The 15,400-nt window shown below is 65.5% G+C and carries 20 protein-coding genes; 8 read left to right on the forward strand and 12 right to left on the reverse strand.

Features of this window, described 5'->3' with window-relative positions; translation table 11 throughout:
- Positions 1 to 2: 2 nt before the first annotated feature.
- The 8 genes from ACX9OT_RS02005 to dsbD form a co-directional block, all read right to left on the reverse strand.
- Positions 3 to 896, reverse strand: coding sequence for a recombination directionality factor (locus tag ACX9OT_RS02005; RefSeq protein ID WP_101101481.1), 894 nt, complete (start codon positions 894 to 896; stop codon positions 3 to 5).
- A gap of 2 nt (positions 897 to 898) precedes the next feature.
- On the reverse strand, positions 899 to 1,876 hold the full coding sequence (locus ACX9OT_RS02010) for a YqaJ viral recombinase family nuclease (RefSeq protein ID WP_101101288.1): 978 nt from the start codon (positions 1,874 to 1,876) through the stop codon (positions 899 to 901).
- A 76-nt stretch (positions 1,877 to 1,952) separates the two neighbouring features.
- Positions 1,953 to 2,270 (reverse strand): hypothetical protein, encoded by a 318-nt coding sequence (locus tag ACX9OT_RS02015; RefSeq protein ID WP_101101290.1) that lies wholly within the window; start codon positions 2,268 to 2,270, stop codon positions 1,953 to 1,955.
- A 3-nt stretch (positions 2,271 to 2,273) separates the two neighbouring features.
- Entirely contained in the window at positions 2,274 to 3,230 is a 957-nt protein-coding gene (locus ACX9OT_RS02020) for a DUF932 domain-containing protein (RefSeq protein WP_153854608.1), read from the reverse strand.
- A 639-nt stretch (positions 3,231 to 3,869) separates the two neighbouring features.
- Positions 3,870 to 4,376, reverse strand: a complete 507-nt coding sequence (locus ACX9OT_RS02025) for a DsrE family protein (RefSeq protein WP_194936599.1) — start codon at positions 4,374 to 4,376, stop codon at positions 3,870 to 3,872.
- 41 nt (positions 4,377 to 4,417) lie between these two features.
- Positions 4,418 to 5,248 (reverse strand): thiol:disulfide interchange protein DsbG, encoded by an 831-nt coding sequence (gene dsbG, locus ACX9OT_RS02030; RefSeq protein ID WP_153854610.1) that lies wholly within the window; start codon positions 5,246 to 5,248, stop codon positions 4,418 to 4,420.
- Positions 5,248 to 6,102, reverse strand: coding sequence for a TlpA disulfide reductase family protein (locus tag ACX9OT_RS02035; RefSeq protein ID WP_228756294.1), 855 nt, complete (start codon positions 6,100 to 6,102; stop codon positions 5,248 to 5,250). The genes dsbG and ACX9OT_RS02035 overlap by 1 nt, the downstream gene beginning before the upstream one ends.
- On the reverse strand, positions 6,099 to 8,054 hold the full coding sequence (gene dsbD / locus ACX9OT_RS02040) for a protein-disulfide reductase DsbD (RefSeq protein ID WP_459000668.1): 1,956 nt from the start codon (positions 8,052 to 8,054) through the stop codon (positions 6,099 to 6,101). The genes ACX9OT_RS02035 and dsbD overlap by 4 nt, the downstream gene beginning before the upstream one ends.
- Before the next feature lie 153 nt (positions 8,055 to 8,207).
- Between dsbD and ACX9OT_RS02045 the strand changes: the two genes are divergently transcribed.
- Complete coding sequence (locus ACX9OT_RS02045) at positions 8,208 to 8,873, forward strand: response regulator (protein ID WP_100441021.1); 666 nt, start codon at positions 8,208 to 8,210, stop codon at positions 8,871 to 8,873.
- Positions 8,870 to 10,198 (forward strand): ATP-binding protein, encoded by a 1,329-nt coding sequence (locus ACX9OT_RS02050; RefSeq protein ID WP_100441022.1) that lies wholly within the window; start codon positions 8,870 to 8,872, stop codon positions 10,196 to 10,198. The genes ACX9OT_RS02045 and ACX9OT_RS02050 overlap by 4 nt, the downstream gene beginning before the upstream one ends.
- Before the next feature lie 39 nt (positions 10,199 to 10,237).
- Here the strand turns inward: ACX9OT_RS02050 and ACX9OT_RS02055 are convergent, their stop codons facing one another.
- Genes ACX9OT_RS02055 through ACX9OT_RS02070 form a run of 4 tightly spaced genes read right to left on the reverse strand, consistent with a single transcriptional unit; the run spans position 10,238 to position 12,572 of the window.
- On the reverse strand, positions 10,238 to 11,002 hold the full coding sequence (locus ACX9OT_RS02055; protein WP_100441023.1) for an MBL fold metallo-hydrolase: 765 nt from the start codon (positions 11,000 to 11,002) through the stop codon (positions 10,238 to 10,240).
- Positions 10,999 to 11,439, reverse strand: a complete 441-nt coding sequence (locus tag ACX9OT_RS02060; protein WP_100441024.1) for a protein tyrosine phosphatase family protein — start codon at positions 11,437 to 11,439, stop codon at positions 10,999 to 11,001. Before ACX9OT_RS02060 ends, ACX9OT_RS02055 begins: the two co-directional genes overlap by 4 nt.
- Positions 11,440 to 11,475: 36 nt before the next feature.
- On the reverse strand, positions 11,476 to 12,261 hold the full coding sequence (locus ACX9OT_RS02065) for a sulfite exporter TauE/SafE family protein (protein ID WP_024890245.1): 786 nt from the start codon (positions 12,259 to 12,261) through the stop codon (positions 11,476 to 11,478).
- Positions 12,258 to 12,572, reverse strand: a complete 315-nt coding sequence (locus ACX9OT_RS02070; RefSeq protein ID WP_043689608.1) for an ArsR/SmtB family transcription factor — start codon at positions 12,570 to 12,572, stop codon at positions 12,258 to 12,260. The genes ACX9OT_RS02065 and ACX9OT_RS02070 overlap by 4 nt, the downstream gene beginning before the upstream one ends.
- A 117-nt stretch (positions 12,573 to 12,689) precedes the next feature.
- Between ACX9OT_RS02070 and ACX9OT_RS02075 the strand changes: the two genes are divergently transcribed.
- From ACX9OT_RS02075 to ACX9OT_RS02100, 6 genes are read left to right on the forward strand one after another with little or no spacing between them, the layout of a single operon-like run.
- Positions 12,690 to 13,562: an MBL fold metallo-hydrolase gene (locus tag ACX9OT_RS02075; RefSeq protein WP_100441026.1), complete on the forward strand. Its 873-nt coding sequence runs from the start codon at positions 12,690 to 12,692 to the stop codon at positions 13,560 to 13,562.
- The gene (locus ACX9OT_RS02080) at positions 13,559 to 13,975 is read left to right on the forward strand and encodes a YeeE/YedE family protein (RefSeq protein ID WP_024890248.1); all 417 of its coding nucleotides are present in this window, start codon (positions 13,559 to 13,561) and stop codon (positions 13,973 to 13,975) included. Before ACX9OT_RS02075 ends, ACX9OT_RS02080 begins: the two co-directional genes overlap by 4 nt.
- Positions 13,975 to 14,391 (forward strand): DUF6691 family protein, encoded by a 417-nt coding sequence (locus tag ACX9OT_RS02085; protein WP_024890249.1) that lies wholly within the window; start codon positions 13,975 to 13,977, stop codon positions 14,389 to 14,391. The genes ACX9OT_RS02080 and ACX9OT_RS02085 overlap by 1 nt, the downstream gene beginning before the upstream one ends.
- A gap of 9 nt (positions 14,392 to 14,400) precedes the next feature.
- Positions 14,401 to 14,940 (forward strand): protein tyrosine phosphatase family protein, encoded by a 540-nt coding sequence (locus ACX9OT_RS02090; protein WP_100441027.1) that lies wholly within the window; start codon positions 14,401 to 14,403, stop codon positions 14,938 to 14,940.
- Positions 14,941 to 14,966: 26 nt separating this feature from the next.
- The gene (locus ACX9OT_RS02095; protein WP_052338391.1) at positions 14,967 to 15,161 is read left to right on the forward strand and encodes an isochorismatase family protein; all 195 of its coding nucleotides are present in this window, start codon (positions 14,967 to 14,969) and stop codon (positions 15,159 to 15,161) included.
- A 28-nt stretch (positions 15,162 to 15,189) separates the two neighbouring features.
- Positions 15,190 to 15,384, forward strand: a complete 195-nt coding sequence (locus ACX9OT_RS02100; RefSeq protein ID WP_198551474.1) for a hypothetical protein — start codon at positions 15,190 to 15,192, stop codon at positions 15,382 to 15,384.
- The last annotated feature ends 16 nt before the right edge of the window (positions 15,385 to 15,400 follow it).

Genomic DNA, 15,400 nt, shown 5'->3' on the forward strand with positions numbered 1-15,400 from the left:
GACTAACCGGTCCCCAATCGGGCGACCTTGTTTTCCAGCCTGTCCTGCAAGTTGCCGCCTGCAGGCCCGTTCGTGACGCCATTCCCGCCCACACCCGCCTCGGCGGGATAGAACTCCTCCACCACGGCCGGTACGTCCTCCACCAGGTCCTCGAACGCACCGTTGGCAAAACCGTGCCTGGCGGCCTCATCCAGCGCCGCCTGATCGAATCCCGCGTCCTTGCGGGCTTGGTCAAGCGTCCTCGCCTCCACGATGGCCTGCTCCAGCGACAGGCCTGACCTGATCACCAGGTCGACGTAGTAGATCGCCGACCTGAAGCTCATCGTCGTGGACTTGCCGCGGAGCTTCAGTTCGAGCGGCATGCACGCCAGACGACCACCCGAGACGGCATCGAAGTACGCCAACCGGGCTGCCAACGTCCGGATCGTGTTGTACGACGTGGTGCGGAGCACGAAGCTTCCGAGTTCGTCCTCGTCCCCGACCCTCACGTTCAAGCGGGCGTACGCCTTGCACTCGCCCATGGCGAAGGGGCAGCCGTCGGGGCCAGGACAAGCTTCCTGCGTGATTCCGCCCTTGCCCATCCTCCGGCTGGTCTCCCCGTTGCCGACACACACCGGCCTGCCGGTCGTCCGGTCAAAGAGCGAATAGTCCGCGCGCAGGTTCAAGCCGGGATCGTTGAAGAGCAGGCAAACCGGAATCGAACGCAGCTTGCCGCCGGACTCCTTGCGCAACGTTTCATCCAGCGGATGCAAAATCCAGCCTTCCCGATTCTGGACCTGGCTCGTCAGAGTGAACTGGTCATCCTTCTCCGGCAGGCGTTTGCCGTTGCGCTCGACCACGCGGCCGATTGAGATCCGCCCGATCACGGGCGGTGTGATCGCCAAGCCTTTCAGCATGATCATGCTCCTTCGTTCTGGTTGGGGACGATCCGGAACCGCCGGGATCCGGGACGCTCAACGGTGAAACCGACCACGAGATCCGGGTGAGCCTCGGTCAACCTCTTGAGGTCGACGCTCGTGCCGTCCTTGGAGCGCCGGTAGGTGATCTCGCCGGTCGGGAAGATCGCCCGGGAGGCATCCCCCATCGACTGCTCCAGCTGCTGGCGCATCTGCTCTGCCCGCTTGTCCATCTGCGCAATCTCGTCGCGCAGCAGCACCAGCCCGTCGAAGGTGGCCGACAACTCGGCGTCTTCGCTGAAGTCGATGCTGGTGTCGTTGCCGGTGTAGAGGCTGCGTAGCGCCCGAGCGGCAGACTCGCTTCCATCGGCCGGCGGCGGGGTGTCCTGGGTCACGTGCTCCCAGAACCTGGCCTCCAGCACGATCAGGCGGGAGATCACCTCCTCGTCCCGTTCGATCCGATGGACCTCAAGCTTCTGGCCGCACAGGAGGACCGCCACATCTGCGGCCTGCTTGCCGGTCACGGCCAGCTGGTGCTGGACCTGGAGCTGGACGTACTCCGGCACACCGTCGCGCCAGAGCCGTGACCCGAACTCCCCAGCTGTCTTGCACTCGAGAATCTGGACATCCGGCACACCGACCACTTCCCGATCGATGTTGGCCAGCATGAAGCTGTAGGTCGGATGCTGAAGCACCGCATTGACGCGGCGCACCTTTCGCTCGGTCCGCTCGGTGTAGGCCGCGGCGACAAGCGGCTCCAACAGGGTGCCCCAATACATGGGACTGTCCTGACCCGGCTCTTCGCCACGAACGGCCCTGCCGGTCTTCTCCATCCAGAGTTCCAGCTGGCTCTTGTACGGACACAAGCCCACCGCGGCCGCCGCGTCTGAGCTGCCGATGCCTTGCTTGCGAACTTCCAACCACTGCTCTCGCTCCAGGGAGCGTGTATCGACCAGGCGAATCGCCGCTGATCTGCTCATTTCCGATTCTCCAATAGAAGAAGCCCGGCCTCCGTGGGGAGGCCGGGCTTATGGGGTTGCCTGACAACGTCGAAACTTAGGCCGGCGATGTCGCCATCGCTGCGGCCACCACGCCGTTGAGGATGCTCTGAGCGCTCTCAGGACCCCCTCCGGCCAAGAGGTGCTTGCCGAAGGCCACGCCGAAGGGCTCGGCCACCTCGTAGCACCAGACACCGGGGAACACCTCACTGCATGCGCGCCAGGCGCGAGTCAGAAGCTCGGCCTGGTCGATACATACCTGGACGTAGCCCAACTCCCCCTGGAACGGAACCTTCGCGTACGGGGCCCCGCTTTTGTCCAGCGCCTGTTTGGCGCCTATCGCGATGTACGCAACGTCGAGCTGATCGACTTCCATTGGTCAGGTCACCAGCTTCATGGCTTCGTCCCACGCCCGCCGCTTGATCTGGGCACCCGCCCCGAACCATGCCGCCTCCCTGCGATGGTCGTCGCTCCTGGCCCGCCGGTGGTGATCGACGAACTCGGTCACGCTGCTCAGAACACCCCAGGCCGTTCCCTTGGCACTCGCCAGATCCGAGCCCTTGCCTGCTCCGTCGTACAAGGCCCGGGCCACCGTGAACGCCTGTTCGTTGACCGCCACCCCTTGCCCGTCCGGGTTGGGGTAGGTCAGCACCCGGCGCAGGAGCCCATCCACCGAGTCGGGATCCACCGGGCACTCGACAAGCGCCTTCATCCGGGCCACGAACGAGTCCCAGCTCGACACGGTGATCCCCAACTGGCGCTTCACCACGTCGGGATCGAAGTGGCTGCGATGCGGCATCTTGACGGCTCCCGCGTTGCTGCCGAGCGCGATGGCCAAGGTGTTGTTGCACACGACCCGCACCGAAGTAAATTGGGCGGTGGTCGCCAGTGTCCCATCACAGGCCGTGGCCAGCAGCAGGTAGCCGTCAACGCGATCCTTCCTCTTCAGGACGGTGCTCTGGCCGGTCTTGGCCAAGGCCCAGAACTTGCGGCCTTCGCGCAGGACACCGGCCGATTCCAGCTCGAAGCCACCGACTTCGGTCAGATCGCGGTAAAACTCCAGGATCTCGCCCGGCTGGACCACTTTGTACCGCTTGGACACGACCGACAACGGCGCGTGCGTGTCGGACCGGTACAGGACCTTCTGGTCTGGGAAGGCGTTGATGGCCCCGATCCCGTTCTTGCCGACCACGTAGCGGACTTCGGACTCTTCGATCGACCAATCCATCCCGGCCTCTCGCTTCCAGACATCGATCGGCTGCTGCGGCGCCAGCTTGTGACCGAGGCCGTGCCAGGGCTGCTCGCCGGCATAGGCCATTGTTTCAACCAGGTGCATCGTCTCATCTCCTTAATCTCGGGCATAAACGCACAAGGCCCGGCGATTGCCGGGCCTTGTGGTCTGTCACGGGTTGGAACAGGGGAACTTCGGGCGTTTACAGTGGACGCATCTGGCAACACTCACCAGAGCTGCTGCGATTACTACAAGGACGCAGTAGATCGCCTCCGACCTGTCACTCATAGAGAATCCATGATGAAGGCGCACAAGGAGCGCTGTGCCCTTGCGCAAAGCCAGACCCTACTGGCTTCAACGGGGTGATATGTGGATGAAACATTTTTGAATCGAGTATTGATGCGTTGTTCAACCCCTCGGCCGACAGTGCGTGCGCTGATGCCGCTGCGTCACGGATCAGTTGTGGCGGGTCAGCCTCTGCCGGCACCGACCAGCCAACGTCCGCTCCCGACCCAAAGCGGACATCGCTGGCTCCAAGTCTCCGTCGCGGTCGACTGATTCTCGTGATCAACGCTTCGACCGCATACCTAGAAGCGGTACAGGAGCCGACCCTGGAGCAGCGGGCCGGCGAGCCCCCCCCCCTCAGTGACTGCCGACGAACTCCTATTGCGGAAGGCACCGAGATCGGTGTCCGGAGACCATCGCTGGGCACAGTCGATTCAGCCAGCGGCGTCTGCTGCTGGTTCACAGCGGAACCAGCGCATAGCCTTGCTGCTGCAGCGTGATGATGCTGGTCAACGCCGAAAGCGATATTGCGATGCTGGGTGCCAGCGAGTTGCTGTCCAGCTGCCGGGAGTGCAAGGCCTGGCCGCACACGAACATTTGCACTCCCGCCGCCGACAGTTGCGCGATCAGCCCGAGGTTCGGGTTAGCGACCCCATGGCGGACGCGGTACGCGGGATCAGCCAGCGCTGAATCCGTTGCTCCTTCGCTGAGCAGCACGACGAAGTCCAACTGCTTCTTCGTCACTCCGCTTGCCTTGAGCAGGTTGACGGCGCGCGCGACCCGCTCCAAGCCCGGATCCGTCGCAGCGGGTGAAGCCGGCGCCACGGTCAGGCTGAATACCGCCCGCTGGCGCATTTTCGGGTCGGGTTGGTGGGCGGCGTCCGGCAGGACGATCGCTTTGCCATGCATGGCGATAGTGTGGGCGGGAGACGTCGCCGGCGTCGCCGCCTGCGCGAAGTAGGTCATGCCCGCCAGCACCAGGCCCAATAGCAAGGATGTGCCCCGCATCAGCGCGGTCCGAGCACGGTGGCCAGGTCATCTGGTGCCGGCATGCCGGCTCGGCGCTGGACCGTGCCGTTGTCGTCGCGGAACAGGATGCCCGGCGTGCCTTGGAACCCTAGTTGGACCATCAGTCTTTGGTTCGCATCGAGGGTGGCGCGCACATTGGCGGGCACGGAGGCCGCCGGCTTGATGCCGCCTGAGCTGTAGCTGGTTTCATTGCGACGGAGCGCCTCCGACGGCGAGCTGGCGGTCATGATCGTGGCAACCTTGTTGGCGCTGTCCGGACGGATCACACCGACCATGATGTGCCGCAGTTGCACCTTGCCCGAATCCACCCACGGCCGCGCTGCACTCCAGAACTTGTTGCAGAACGGGCAGTTCGGGTCGCTGAACGTGTAGATCACGCGGGGCGCATCGGCCTTTCCGTCGGCGATCCATTCGCTCGCCTCCAGCAGTGCCCAGGTGCGGGCCGACATCGGACCGGCGACAAGTCGCTGCAGCGCCTCGGCGCCGATGTCCTCGCCCTTTGCATTGATCAGCGTCCCAACGACGGCATGTTCGCCGTCGTTGGTCGCGTATACCGCCACGGGCTGCTGGCCTGCGACGCCTGCAAAGCCGCGAAGACCCGATGGGGCGTCGAACTCGCCGAGCACTTCGAAACCCTGGGCTTCAATGGCTTCGATCACGGCGGGCCTTTCAGTCTCCGGGTTGCTGGTGGCGTTCGTTGGGACAGCCGGTGCGGTGGAAACCGACTTTTCCTCGGCGGCCTGACTGCAACCGGTGGCGAGCAGCAGGGCGGACGAAAGCAGTATTGCAGTGGGGTTCACTCGTGCCATCACGGCACCTCCTTGGTTGGAAGGGTTGGGGGACTCGATGAGGGCGCAGCACCGAAGCGCCGCAGCTTTACGGCAAGGCTCGCATTCGAGAGTTCGCCCATGTGGGTGTCCACAAGCCGGCCGTCGGCATCGAAGAACAGCGTCGTTGGCAGGCCGCGCGAGCCGGACTCCTGCATTACGGACGAGAATGGATCGAGCAGCACATTGCTCAGTTGCAGGTGACTCTCGCGCAGGTAGTCACGGATCTCCGATTCGGATTCCCCCTGATTGACGAAGACGAACGTCACGTCGCCGCGTTCTTCCTGCGCCTTGGCCAGGACCGGCATTTCGCGGCGACACGGCGGGCACCACGTCGCCCACAGGTTCACGACCATCGGCTCGCCGGTCATCGCCGAAAGCTTCGTGCTGCCGCCGTCGAGCGTGCTCAGTTCGGTTGCCGGCAGTTTCATCACCGACTGCTGCATCAACAGCAGCGCGCCACCGAGAACGGCCCAGGAAGCCAGCCCTGCGATCGCACCGAACAGCAGCGGACGTCGCAGCGCGGGAGCGTTTCGCGCTCGCCATGCGCCGAATGCGAGGCCCGCGAGCACGCCCGCCCAGATCGAGAAGCCGCCGTCGCCGATGCGGACAATTGACCACGGATCCGCGAGGTACTGCGGCCACCATGCGAGCACGAAGGCTAGCCGCGCCGCGAGCACGCCGACCATCAGCATGTCGAGGAACGTCGAAAGCGGCTTGATCGCGGGTTGCCCGGGCAAGGGCACAACGAACTGCCGGGCGACCAGTGCGGCAATCGCGAGTGCGACCAGCAGCACCACCAGGGACATGGGAAACGGGCCAAGACTGACCATCATTGCGCTCCTTGCTGGACGCGCTGCAGGCGGGCCAGGAATGCTTCGGGGGTGATCTCGCCCACCGTGCGCTCGGCGCGGTGTTCTTGGCCGTCGGGTCCGATGAGCAGCAACGTCGGCGGACCGGCCACCTGCCATGCCTTCATCAATGCCCGATCGGCCACATCGTTGGCGGTGACGTCGGGCCTCACGACCTGCATGCCGGCGAGCATCGATGCCACCTGCGGATCACCGAACACTTCCCGTTCGATGACATGGCAGGAAACGCACCAGTCGGCGTAGAAATCGACCAGCGTCCATTGGCCTCGCGCACCGGCTTCGGCGATGCGACGTGACAGGTCGTCGGCCGTCTTGGCTTGGACGAAGGCGACCGTCGGCGCGGCTGTCTGCGCACTCGCATCGCTGGCACCGAGTCGTTCCAGGGGGCGCCACGGATCGCCGGAGCCGCTGGCACCGCCAATCATGAGTGCCAGTGCCCAGACCGCCGACGCGGCTGCAAAATAGCGCGGCAGCCACAGGCGCAGCGGGCCGCTTGCAGGCGGTGCGACCAGGGCCAGGAAACCCGCCGCCACGCCGAGCAGCCAGGCGCCCCATAGCACCAGCGCCGTCGCCGGTGCCAGCACCCGCGCCAGCATCGATATCGCCAACGCCAGCAGGACGTAGCCGAAGACCGCCTTGACGCGATCCATCCACGCGCCGGGGCGCGGCAGGATGCGTGCGCCGAACACCGCAATCGCGAGCAGGGGCAATCCCATGCCCAGCCCAAGCGCGAACAGCGCCAGGCCGCCGGTCAGCGCGCTGCCGGACTGGCTGATGTAGAGCAGCGCGCCGGCAAGTGGCGCAGTCATGCACGGTCCCACCAGCAGCGCGGACAGGAACCCGAGCGCGGCGGCGCCAGCGAGCGTGCCGCCGCGCTGCTGGCGACCGGCGCGATCCAGGCGGTTGCCGAGCCACGCCGGCAACTGCAGCTCGAACGCACCGAACATCGACAGCGCAAGCACCACGAACACCGCCGCGAAGGCGCCCAACAGCCACGGGTTCTGCAAGGCCGCCTGCAGGTTGGCACCGGCGATCCCGGCGGCCACGCCGAGCGCGGCGTAGGTCAACGCCATCGGCAGAACGTAGGCCACCGACAAGGCGAGCGCACGCCGCGTGGTCGGCTGTCCGCCAACGATCAGGCTGGAAACGATCGGGATCATCGGCAGCGTGCACGGCGTGAACGCGAGCAGCAGCCCCATGCCGAAGAACACCGCGACCGACGCGAACAGGCTGGCATCGGCGAGGCGGCTGGCGAAGCGCTGGTCCTCGCCGGCAACGGAAGGCGCCGGGGCGGCCTCCCTGATCGAGCCCGTGACGGATGATGCGCCGACGCCTGCCGAGTTTTGTGCGACGGAGGCCGCAGAGGGGGAGGTGGGCGGCTGCGGGGCGCTGTCGCTTGTCGCCTTTTCCGAGGGCGGCGTCGTCGCTGCGGTGTCCACAGCGGCATTGGTTGCCGGTGGCGTCTCGACCGATGGCAGATCGACCGGCATGGTCTGCGGCGGATAGCAGATGCCGGCATCTGCGCAGCCCTGCCAATGCAGCGTCGCCGAGCGTGCGTCGCCACCATTGACTATGATTTCGACAGTGTCATAATAGACCTCGGTGCGGCCGAAGAACTCGTCGGTTTTCGCCCTGCCGTTCGACAACTGCAGCGGCAACGCCTTGCCGCCGTCGAGAACAACGCTCAGGCGGTGTCGATAGAGGTAGTAGCCCGGCGCGATAGTGCCGCTCAGCCGGGTCGCGCCATCCTTCACGGCCGTTGCCTCGACCCTGAACACCTCGCTGACCTCGAGGAACTCGGGCTGCTGCTGCCCGCTCGGTGGTGCGAGCCAGCCTTGCGCCATCGCGGGCACGGGAACCGCCAACATCGGCAACATCAACAGGCTTAGCAACAACCGGCGCAGCAACAGCATCATTCAGTACTCCGGAGATCCAGGCCGGCCACGATGAAGGCGCGCGATTAAGTCACGATTAAAGGCCCCCCAGGCTGGAGCCATGACCCGGCGGTGGCGACGCCGGGTACCCTGCGCTAGGGTGCAGCGCGCATCTGGTTTCCGGAGTTGGCATCAATGAGGATCCTGGTCGTTGAGGACGACGAATTGATCGCCCGGGGCATAGTCTCCGGTCTTCGGGCTTTTGGAATGACAGCCGATCGCGTGGAGAGCGTCGCGCACGCCGAACTCGCGCGACAGACGACCCATTGCGACGCGATGGTGCTGGACCTTGGGCTGCCCGACGAGGACGGTATGCAGCTGCTGGTGCGCATGCGCCAGAGCGGTGATGAATTGCCGGTGCTGCTGCTGACCGCGCGCGATGCGGTGGAAGATCGCATCGCCGGCCTGCAAGGCGGCGCCGACGACTATCTGGTCAAACCGTTCGATCTCGGCGAGCTCGTGGCACGGCTGCACGCCTTGTCGAGGCGTGCCGCTGGCCGCAGCGTGAACCTAATCGAAGCCGGTTCACTGGCGCTGGATCCCGCCAGTGGGCAGGCTTGGCTCGACGGCATACCCGTCGACCTGTCGCGTCGCGAGACCGCACTGCTCGCCAGCCTGATGCAGGCAGGCGGGCGCTGCCTGTCCGGCGAACAGCTCAAGGACAGCCTGTACGGTTTCGAACAGGAGGTCGGCAGCAACGCAATCAACGTGCACATCCATCACCTGCGCCGGAAACTCGGTGCCGATGTCATTCAAACCGTGCGCGGACTCGGATATCGGTTCGGCAGGGCCGAGCCATGAGCCTGCGATTCCGCCTGGTGCTGACAATCGGCATCGCCTTGGCGGTGCTGTGGAGCGTGGCGGCGGCGTGGATGCTGCGTGACCTCGATCGCAACCTGCAGCATACCCTCGACGACCGGCTGGCGATGTCGGCACGCATGGTGTCCGGACTGCTGGCGCAGGGCGCGTTGGTGGGCGCCTCGCCGGTAGCGGCGGCTGATGCGGTGACCGTTGCCGGCAGTCGCGGGATGGCGTGCCAGATACGCTCGCTGCGTGGGGAGGTGATCGCCACCACCCAGGGCGCATCCAGCGCACTGATGGCGACCGACGCGCCGGGCTATCGCACGCGTGAGATCGAGGGTACGGCGTGGCGTACCTACACGCTGGAGGCGAACGGTTACAGCATTACCACTGCCGACAGTCTCGGTGAGCGTGCCGAACTGAGCCGCCAGATCGCGCTGGCGGCCGGGCTGCCGTTCCTGATTGCCGCGGTGGGTGGCTTGCTTGCGTTGTGGCTGGGCGCGGGCCGTGCGCTCGCGCCGCTCGATCGGCTGCGTCGCACGCTTGCGCAACGCCAGCCCGATGCCGACGAGCCCCTCGACGCGCAACCAATGCCGGGCGAACTCCGGCCATTGGTCGAATCCCTCAACCACCTGCTGCAGCGCGTTTCCGACGCGGTGTCACGAGAGCGCAGCTTCACCAACCATGCTGCGCACGAACTGCGCACACCCTTGACTGCGATCGACACTCACCTGCAGGTTGCGCGGCTGACTGGTGGCGAGGACTCACGACGTGCGCTGGCCGATGCCGGTGAAGGCGTGCAGCGTATGCGTGCGACGCTGGACCAGTTGCTGATGCTGGCGCGGGTCGAAGGACGGCTGCCGTTCGACGACGGACAGTGGATCACCGCCGCGCAGGTGGTGGAGCAGGCGGTGGCGGCCAGCAGTCCGGCGGCCAATGGCCGGGTCGTTGTCGTGGCTGGAAGCGGTAGTCAGGCGGTGCCGGCGGTGCCTCCCGCGCTGTCCGTGGCGGCGTTGCGCAACCTCGTCGACAACGCGTTGCGCTATTCGCCTCCGGGAAGTGCCGTAGACCTTGTTGCTGATGCCGATGCCACCACGGTACGGTTCCGTCTGACCGATCGTGGCGCTGGTCTCGAACCTGACGAGTACCGGCAGGCGACGCAACGGTTCTGGCGAGGACGCGCGACCGGCAGCGCAGGAGGCAGCGGGTTGGGGTTGACGATCGTCGAGGCAATCGCCGAGCGTCATGGCGGGTACGTGGTCTTGCGTCCCAGGGAGGGAGGTGGGACGGTCGCGGAGCTCGTCCTGCCGAGGCAGGACGGTTAGATTCGGCGGCCGTGGAATGCCTCCAACCCCCGACCCTCGCTAACCTTGGGGGCTTTCCGCCATTTCCTGACAGTACTGGCGAAGGTGCTCCGGCAGGTCCGGAGGACACTGCCCGCACGCCTTGTTACCCGGCACGGCATAGTCGATGAACTTCGGGTATGGCAGGTTCAGGTTTTCCATCAGCTCGATGAAATCCTCGAGCGTGCGTTCGGCGCCGAGCCGCGGGTTGCGCTGCTTCTCCTGCGCGATGCTCGATACCCACCGCCCCTGGTAGTCATGCGCCGGGTACACGAGCGTCTCGCCCGGGAGGCCGAACAGCCGACCGCGTACGCTCTCGTACAGTTCACGCGCGTCGCCGCTCTGGAAGTCCGTACGGCCGCAGCCGTCGATCAGCAGCGCGTCGCCGGTGAACACGCGGTCATTCATCACCAACGCGAAGTGGTTGTCGGTGTGGCCGGGCGTATGCATCGGGTCTATGCGCACGCCGCCGACCTGCAGGGGGACGCCGTCTTCCATCGGCACGTCGGTACAGGACAATGCATCGAGCGCGGGGGTAGCGATGCGGCTGCCTACCTCCCGCCGGAGCATCGACGCCGACGTGATGTGGTCCGCATGAATGTGCGTGTCGATCGTCATAACGAGATTCAGACCGAGCTCGTTGACTACCTGCAGGTCGCGCTGCCAGGCGGGCATCACCGGATCCACGAGGGCGGCTTCGCGCGTTTCGGGGCAGGCGATCAGATAGGTGTAGGTCGAAGACACCGGCTCGAAGAGCTGGCGGAAGATGGTGGCGGGACCGATCATGACCGGGCTCCTTCGTTTTCCGCGAGCGCGACCACCGCCGGCTCCAGCGTCGCCAGACCGGCCTCACGGCCGCGCTTGAGCGCCGCTTCCAGCGAGCAGCCGCGGTTGAGTGTCGCGTCAAGCGCGATCATTGCGCCCACGCGGTTGGAACTCGCGCAATGGATCAGGACCCCGCCTTCGCGGCGCGCATCGTCCAGCGTCTGGCCGAACTCGCGCACCCGGGCTCGGTCGAGATCGGCGGCGCCGGCGATCGGCAGCGATACGTAGTGCACGCCGAGCCGGGCGGCCTCGGCGGCTTCGTCGTACTCCGCCGGCTCTTCTGGGGCACGCAGATTGATAACCGTACGCACGCCCTCGCGCACGAGTTCGGCCAGATGCGCAGGCGTGGGCTGCCCACCGGCGTAGTGATCTTCAGCGAAGCGCCAGGGTGTGTTCATGGGAGCCTCCGGAACGTTTGCGGGGAAGAACGAAATTCAGATCCAGCCGAGTTCACTCGCGGTGCGGTACAGCATGTACACCGCGACGACGACGATCAGGCCGGCAAGCACCGTGTTGAGCACGCCCTTGCGGTCGCCCAGGCGTGTGGCGAGGCGGGCGCCAAACAGACTGCCGACCGCGCCGCCGCCGATGAACGCCACCGCAAGCGACCAGGCGACCAGTCCGGAGCTCGCGTAGCTCAATGCGGTGGTCAGTCCGAAGGCGGTAACGGCGAGCAGCGATGAACCGACCGCGAACAGGATCGGCATGCCGGTCGAGGCGATCAGGCCCGGTACTACCAGAAAGCCCCCTCCAATACCGAAGAAACCCGACAGGAGCCCGGTGACCGCGCCCGAACCCAGCAGCTTCGGCGCGTTGCCCCGATTGAGCACCACCGCCGGATCCCCTTCACTTCCGCGCGAGCGGAACATCATGCCGGCGACCACGAGCATCAGGAGCGCGAACAATGCAAGCAGCTGCTGCCCGTCCATGGCCTTGCCGAGCATCGCCCCGAACCACGCGCCCAGCACGCCGGCGATAGCGAACGCCGCGGCGCAACGCCACTTCACGTTGCGCTTGCGGGCATGGTTGGTCAGGCCGATAAGTGCGTTGGCCGCAACCGCAAGCGCGCTGGTGCCGATCGCCACATGCGGGTCGCGCACCCCGACGAGGTAGACCATGAGCGGGACCGCGAGAATGGAGCCGCCGCCACCGACCAGCCCGAGCGTGAAGCCGACGACGCCGCCGGAAATGACCCCCATCACTAACTGGAACGTGGTCATTGGACAGCCTCCTGGCTGCCACAGTAGGCGGCGTATAGCGTATCGAGCACGCTTGCAGCAGGGCCCTCGGCTAGCGCGTAGTAGATGGTCTGCGCCTCGCGACGCGTCGTGACGAGCTGCATCTCGCGCAGTACGGCCAGGTGCTGCGACAGGGCGGACATGCTGAGCCCGGTAATCGGCTGCAACTCTCCTACCGAAGCCTCGCCCTCGACCAGCTGGCACAGCACGAGCAGGCGTGCCGGATGGGCCAGTGCCTTCAACAGTGCGGCCGCTTCATTGGCATGCTGCGCCATCTGCTCGGTCGAGGGCATCGGACGTATCTTCTTTGATGAACGGGCCATGGCGGATGTAGTTTAGTAAGTTCTTGACAAGGACAGGTGACGAATGTAATGTAGCAGTACCTAAAGTACAGAGCAAGAAGCTGTCAAATGAATCCGCAGGTGCAGAGCTTTTACGACCCGGCCACGTTCACCTTCACCTACGTGGTCTACGATCGTGACGGTGGCCATGCCGCCATCGTCGACCCGGTGCTCGACTACGATCCCGCCTGTGCCCGAACCTCGACCGCCTCGGCCGACCGCGTGCTCGCGTTCGTGCGCGATCATTCGCTGATCGTGGACTGGATCCTTGAAACCCATGCGCATGCCGACCACCTGACGTCGGCGGCATACCTCAAACGCGAAACCGGCGCGAAGGTCGCGATCGGTCGCGGTATCACCCAGGTGCAGGAGCGCTTCAAGGCGCTGTTCGGGATGGAGCCGGAGTTCGCCACCGACGGCCGCCAGTTCGATCGGCTGTTCGCCGATGGAGACACGTTCGCCATCGGCGAGCTCGAAGCGCGTGCGATCGCGACGCCCGGTCACACCGACGATAGTCTGACCTATCTCGTTGGTGACGCCGCGTTCGTGGGCGATACGGTGTTTGCCCCTGAAACGGGCACCGCGAGAGTGGACTTCCCAGGGGGCGACGCGCGCAAGCTCTACCGATCGATCCGCACCTTGTTCGATCTGCCCGCCGACACCCGCCTGTTCCTGTGCCACGACTACCCGCCGGCCGAGCGCGAGGCGCATCCGCAGAGCTCGCTCGACGAGCAGAAGCAGCGCAATGTGCATGTGGGCGGCGAGGCAGATGAGGAGACGTTCGTGAAGTTGAGGACCGAACGGGATGCAAGACTGGCGGCGCCCAAGCTGATTCTGCCGGCGTTGCAGGTGAACATTCGCGCTGGCGAGCTGCCGCCGACGGACGCGAACGGCATCCGCTACCTGCGGCTGCCCCTGAACCAATTGGGAGGTGAGGCATGACCACGTGGATGATCGCCCTGGCAGGCGGGGTGCTGATTGGACTGTCCGCGACGTTGTTGCTGTGGCTCAACGGACGGGTCGCGGGCGTCAGCGGCATCCTCAACGGCGTTCTGTTCCCGAAGGCAGGTGATGTGTCGTGGCGCGCCATGTTTTTGCTGGGCTTGATCGTCGCCGCGGGCCTATACATGGCACTGGTGCCCGGTGCACCACTGCCGCGGACGGACTATTCGCGAGTCGGGCTGGTGGTCGCCGGGCTGCTGGTGGGCTTCGGCACGCGCATGGGCAACGGCTGCACGAGCGGCCACGGCGTGTGTGGGCTCGGCCGACTGTCCATGCGCTCGCTGGCGGCCGTCCTGACCTTCATGGCCACGGCCATTGCAACCACCTTCCTTGTGCGCCACGTCTGGAGTTGATGATGAAGTTCTCGATTGCCGCGCTGCTGTCGGGTGCGCTGTTTGGTCTGGGGCTGGCAATGTCGGGCATGACCGACCCCCGCATCGTGCTCGGCTTCCTCGACGTGTTCGGAGATTTCGATCCGACGCTGGCGTTCGTCCTCGGCGGCGCCGTCACCACCACCGGGCTGCTGTTCCGCTTGGTGCTGCGCCGTGGCAGCCCGGTGCTCGCCGATACGTTCCAGCTGTCGAACCTGAAGCAGGTCGACCGCAAGCTGCTCGGCGGTGCGGCACTGTTCGGAATCGGCTGGGGTATCGCCGGCTACTGTCCAGGTCCTGCACTCGCGGGCCTGGGGATCGGCTCGGTCGAAGCGCTGTGGTTCATCCCGGCCATGCTGGCTGGCATCCTGTTGCACCGTGTCGTCAACCGCGCCTGAGGTTATGCCATGAAGCCTATTCCATTGCTCTTCCTTGTCGTTGCGCTCGCAGGCCCCGGCTGCGCCTCCGCCACGTACCCGACTGCACTGCCGACCGTTGCGGATGCGGTGTCACCTGCGCCGGGCATCGTGTCGGCGGGGCGGCTGGATGCCGACGACATCTCACGCGTGCGTGATGCTGGCATCCGCCACGTCATCGACCTCACCTTGGATGCGGAGACGCCAGATTTCGACGAGGCGGCAGCCGTCCGCGCGGCCGGCCTTCTGTACTCCAACCTGCCATTACGCGGTGCAGTGGATCTCACCCGTGAGAACGTGATGGCGTTTGATGCCATTGTTCGAGACGCGAAACGTCCGGTGCTCGTGCACTGTGCCAGCGGCAACCGTGTCGGTGCGATGGCAGCGCTCCGGGCCGCATGGGTGGACGGAAAGGAGGCCGATGAAGCGATCGCGATCGGAAGAACCTGGGGGCTCAAGGGTCTTGAGGAAGAGGTGCGCCGCAGGATCGAGGCCGACGCTTCCCAGGCCAGGAGCAAGGTCCCGGGCTAACGACCGCTGCGTGCCGGGTCCGGTCAGTGCCGGACTGCGTCCATGATCCGGTAAGCGTTCGCGCCGGCGACCTGCCGTTCTTCGTACCCGGCACCGAGGGCGTGCTGATACATCCGAAGGTAGCCCCCCAAGACGACGAGCACGTCATCACAAAGAACTATCCGAACTCGTTCCACAAGACGGACCTCAAGGAGACACTCGATTCCGACGGCATCGAATAAGTCACGGTTATTGGCCGATGAGCCACATGTGCATCGACGCGACAACTTGCGCCGCGGCTATTTTGGTTACAAGACAACGGTCGTGCACGACGCCTGCGCAACCCGCGAGCTCGAGTTCGATGGGAAGAGCGTGCCCGCCGAGCAAGTGCATACGGCCCTGATGTCAACGCTCGCATTCGGGTATGCGGAAGTCATTTCAGCCGACACCTATCTGGCCAAATGACATCTGTTGGGGCGTG

The organism is Stenotrophomonas genospecies 3 (assembly GCF_054473855.1).

Excerpts from the sequence above, each read along its gene's own strand:
- ACX9OT_RS02055 (WP_100441023.1), bottom strand. The coding sequence starts at position 11,002 with ATGATCGGTCCCGCCACCATCTTCCGCCAGCTCTTCGAGCCGGTGTCT.
- ACX9OT_RS02075 (WP_100441026.1), top strand. The coding sequence starts at position 12,690 with ATGAATCCGCAGGTGCAGAGCTTTTACGACCCGGCCACGTTCACCTTC.
- ACX9OT_RS02020 (WP_153854608.1), bottom strand. The coding sequence starts at position 3,230 with ATGCACCTGGTTGAAACAATGGCCTATGCCGGCGAGCAGCCCTGGCAC.
- ACX9OT_RS02065 (WP_024890245.1), bottom strand. The coding sequence starts at position 12,261 with ATGACCACGTTCCAGTTAGTGATGGGGGTCATTTCCGGCGGCGTCGTC.
- ACX9OT_RS02070 (WP_043689608.1), bottom strand. The coding sequence starts at position 12,572 with ATGCCCTCGACCGAGCAGATGGCGCAGCATGCCAATGAAGCGGCCGCA.
- ACX9OT_RS02085 (WP_024890249.1), top strand. The coding sequence starts at position 13,975 with ATGATGAAGTTCTCGATTGCCGCGCTGCTGTCGGGTGCGCTGTTTGGT.
- ACX9OT_RS02005 (WP_101101481.1), bottom strand. The coding sequence starts at position 896 with ATGCTGAAAGGCTTGGCGATCACACCGCCCGTGATCGGGCGGATCTCA.
- ACX9OT_RS02050 (WP_100441022.1), top strand. The coding sequence starts at position 8,870 with ATGAGCCTGCGATTCCGCCTGGTGCTGACAATCGGCATCGCCTTGGCG.
- ACX9OT_RS02035 (WP_228756294.1), bottom strand. The coding sequence starts at position 6,102 with ATGATGGTCAGTCTTGGCCCGTTTCCCATGTCCCTGGTGGTGCTGCTG.
- ACX9OT_RS02025 (WP_194936599.1), bottom strand. The coding sequence starts at position 4,376 with ATGACCTACTTCGCGCAGGCGGCGACGCCGGCGACGTCTCCCGCCCAC.
- dsbD (WP_459000668.1), bottom strand. The coding sequence starts at position 8,054 with ATGATGCTGTTGCTGCGCCGGTTGTTGCTAAGCCTGTTGATGTTGCCG.
- ACX9OT_RS02045 (WP_100441021.1), top strand. The coding sequence starts at position 8,208 with ATGAGGATCCTGGTCGTTGAGGACGACGAATTGATCGCCCGGGGCATA.
- ACX9OT_RS02080 (WP_024890248.1), top strand. The coding sequence starts at position 13,559 with ATGACCACGTGGATGATCGCCCTGGCAGGCGGGGTGCTGATTGGACTG.
- ACX9OT_RS02015 (WP_101101290.1), bottom strand. The coding sequence starts at position 2,270 with ATGGAAGTCGATCAGCTCGACGTTGCGTACATCGCGATAGGCGCCAAA.
- ACX9OT_RS02090 (WP_100441027.1), top strand. The coding sequence starts at position 14,401 with ATGAAGCCTATTCCATTGCTCTTCCTTGTCGTTGCGCTCGCAGGCCCC.
- ACX9OT_RS02010 (WP_101101288.1), bottom strand. The coding sequence starts at position 1,876 with ATGAGCAGATCAGCGGCGATTCGCCTGGTCGATACACGCTCCCTGGAG.
- ACX9OT_RS02060 (WP_100441024.1), bottom strand. The coding sequence starts at position 11,439 with ATGAACACACCCTGGCGCTTCGCTGAAGATCACTACGCCGGTGGGCAG.
- dsbG (WP_153854610.1), bottom strand. The coding sequence starts at position 5,248 with ATGGCACGAGTGAACCCCACTGCAATACTGCTTTCGTCCGCCCTGCTG.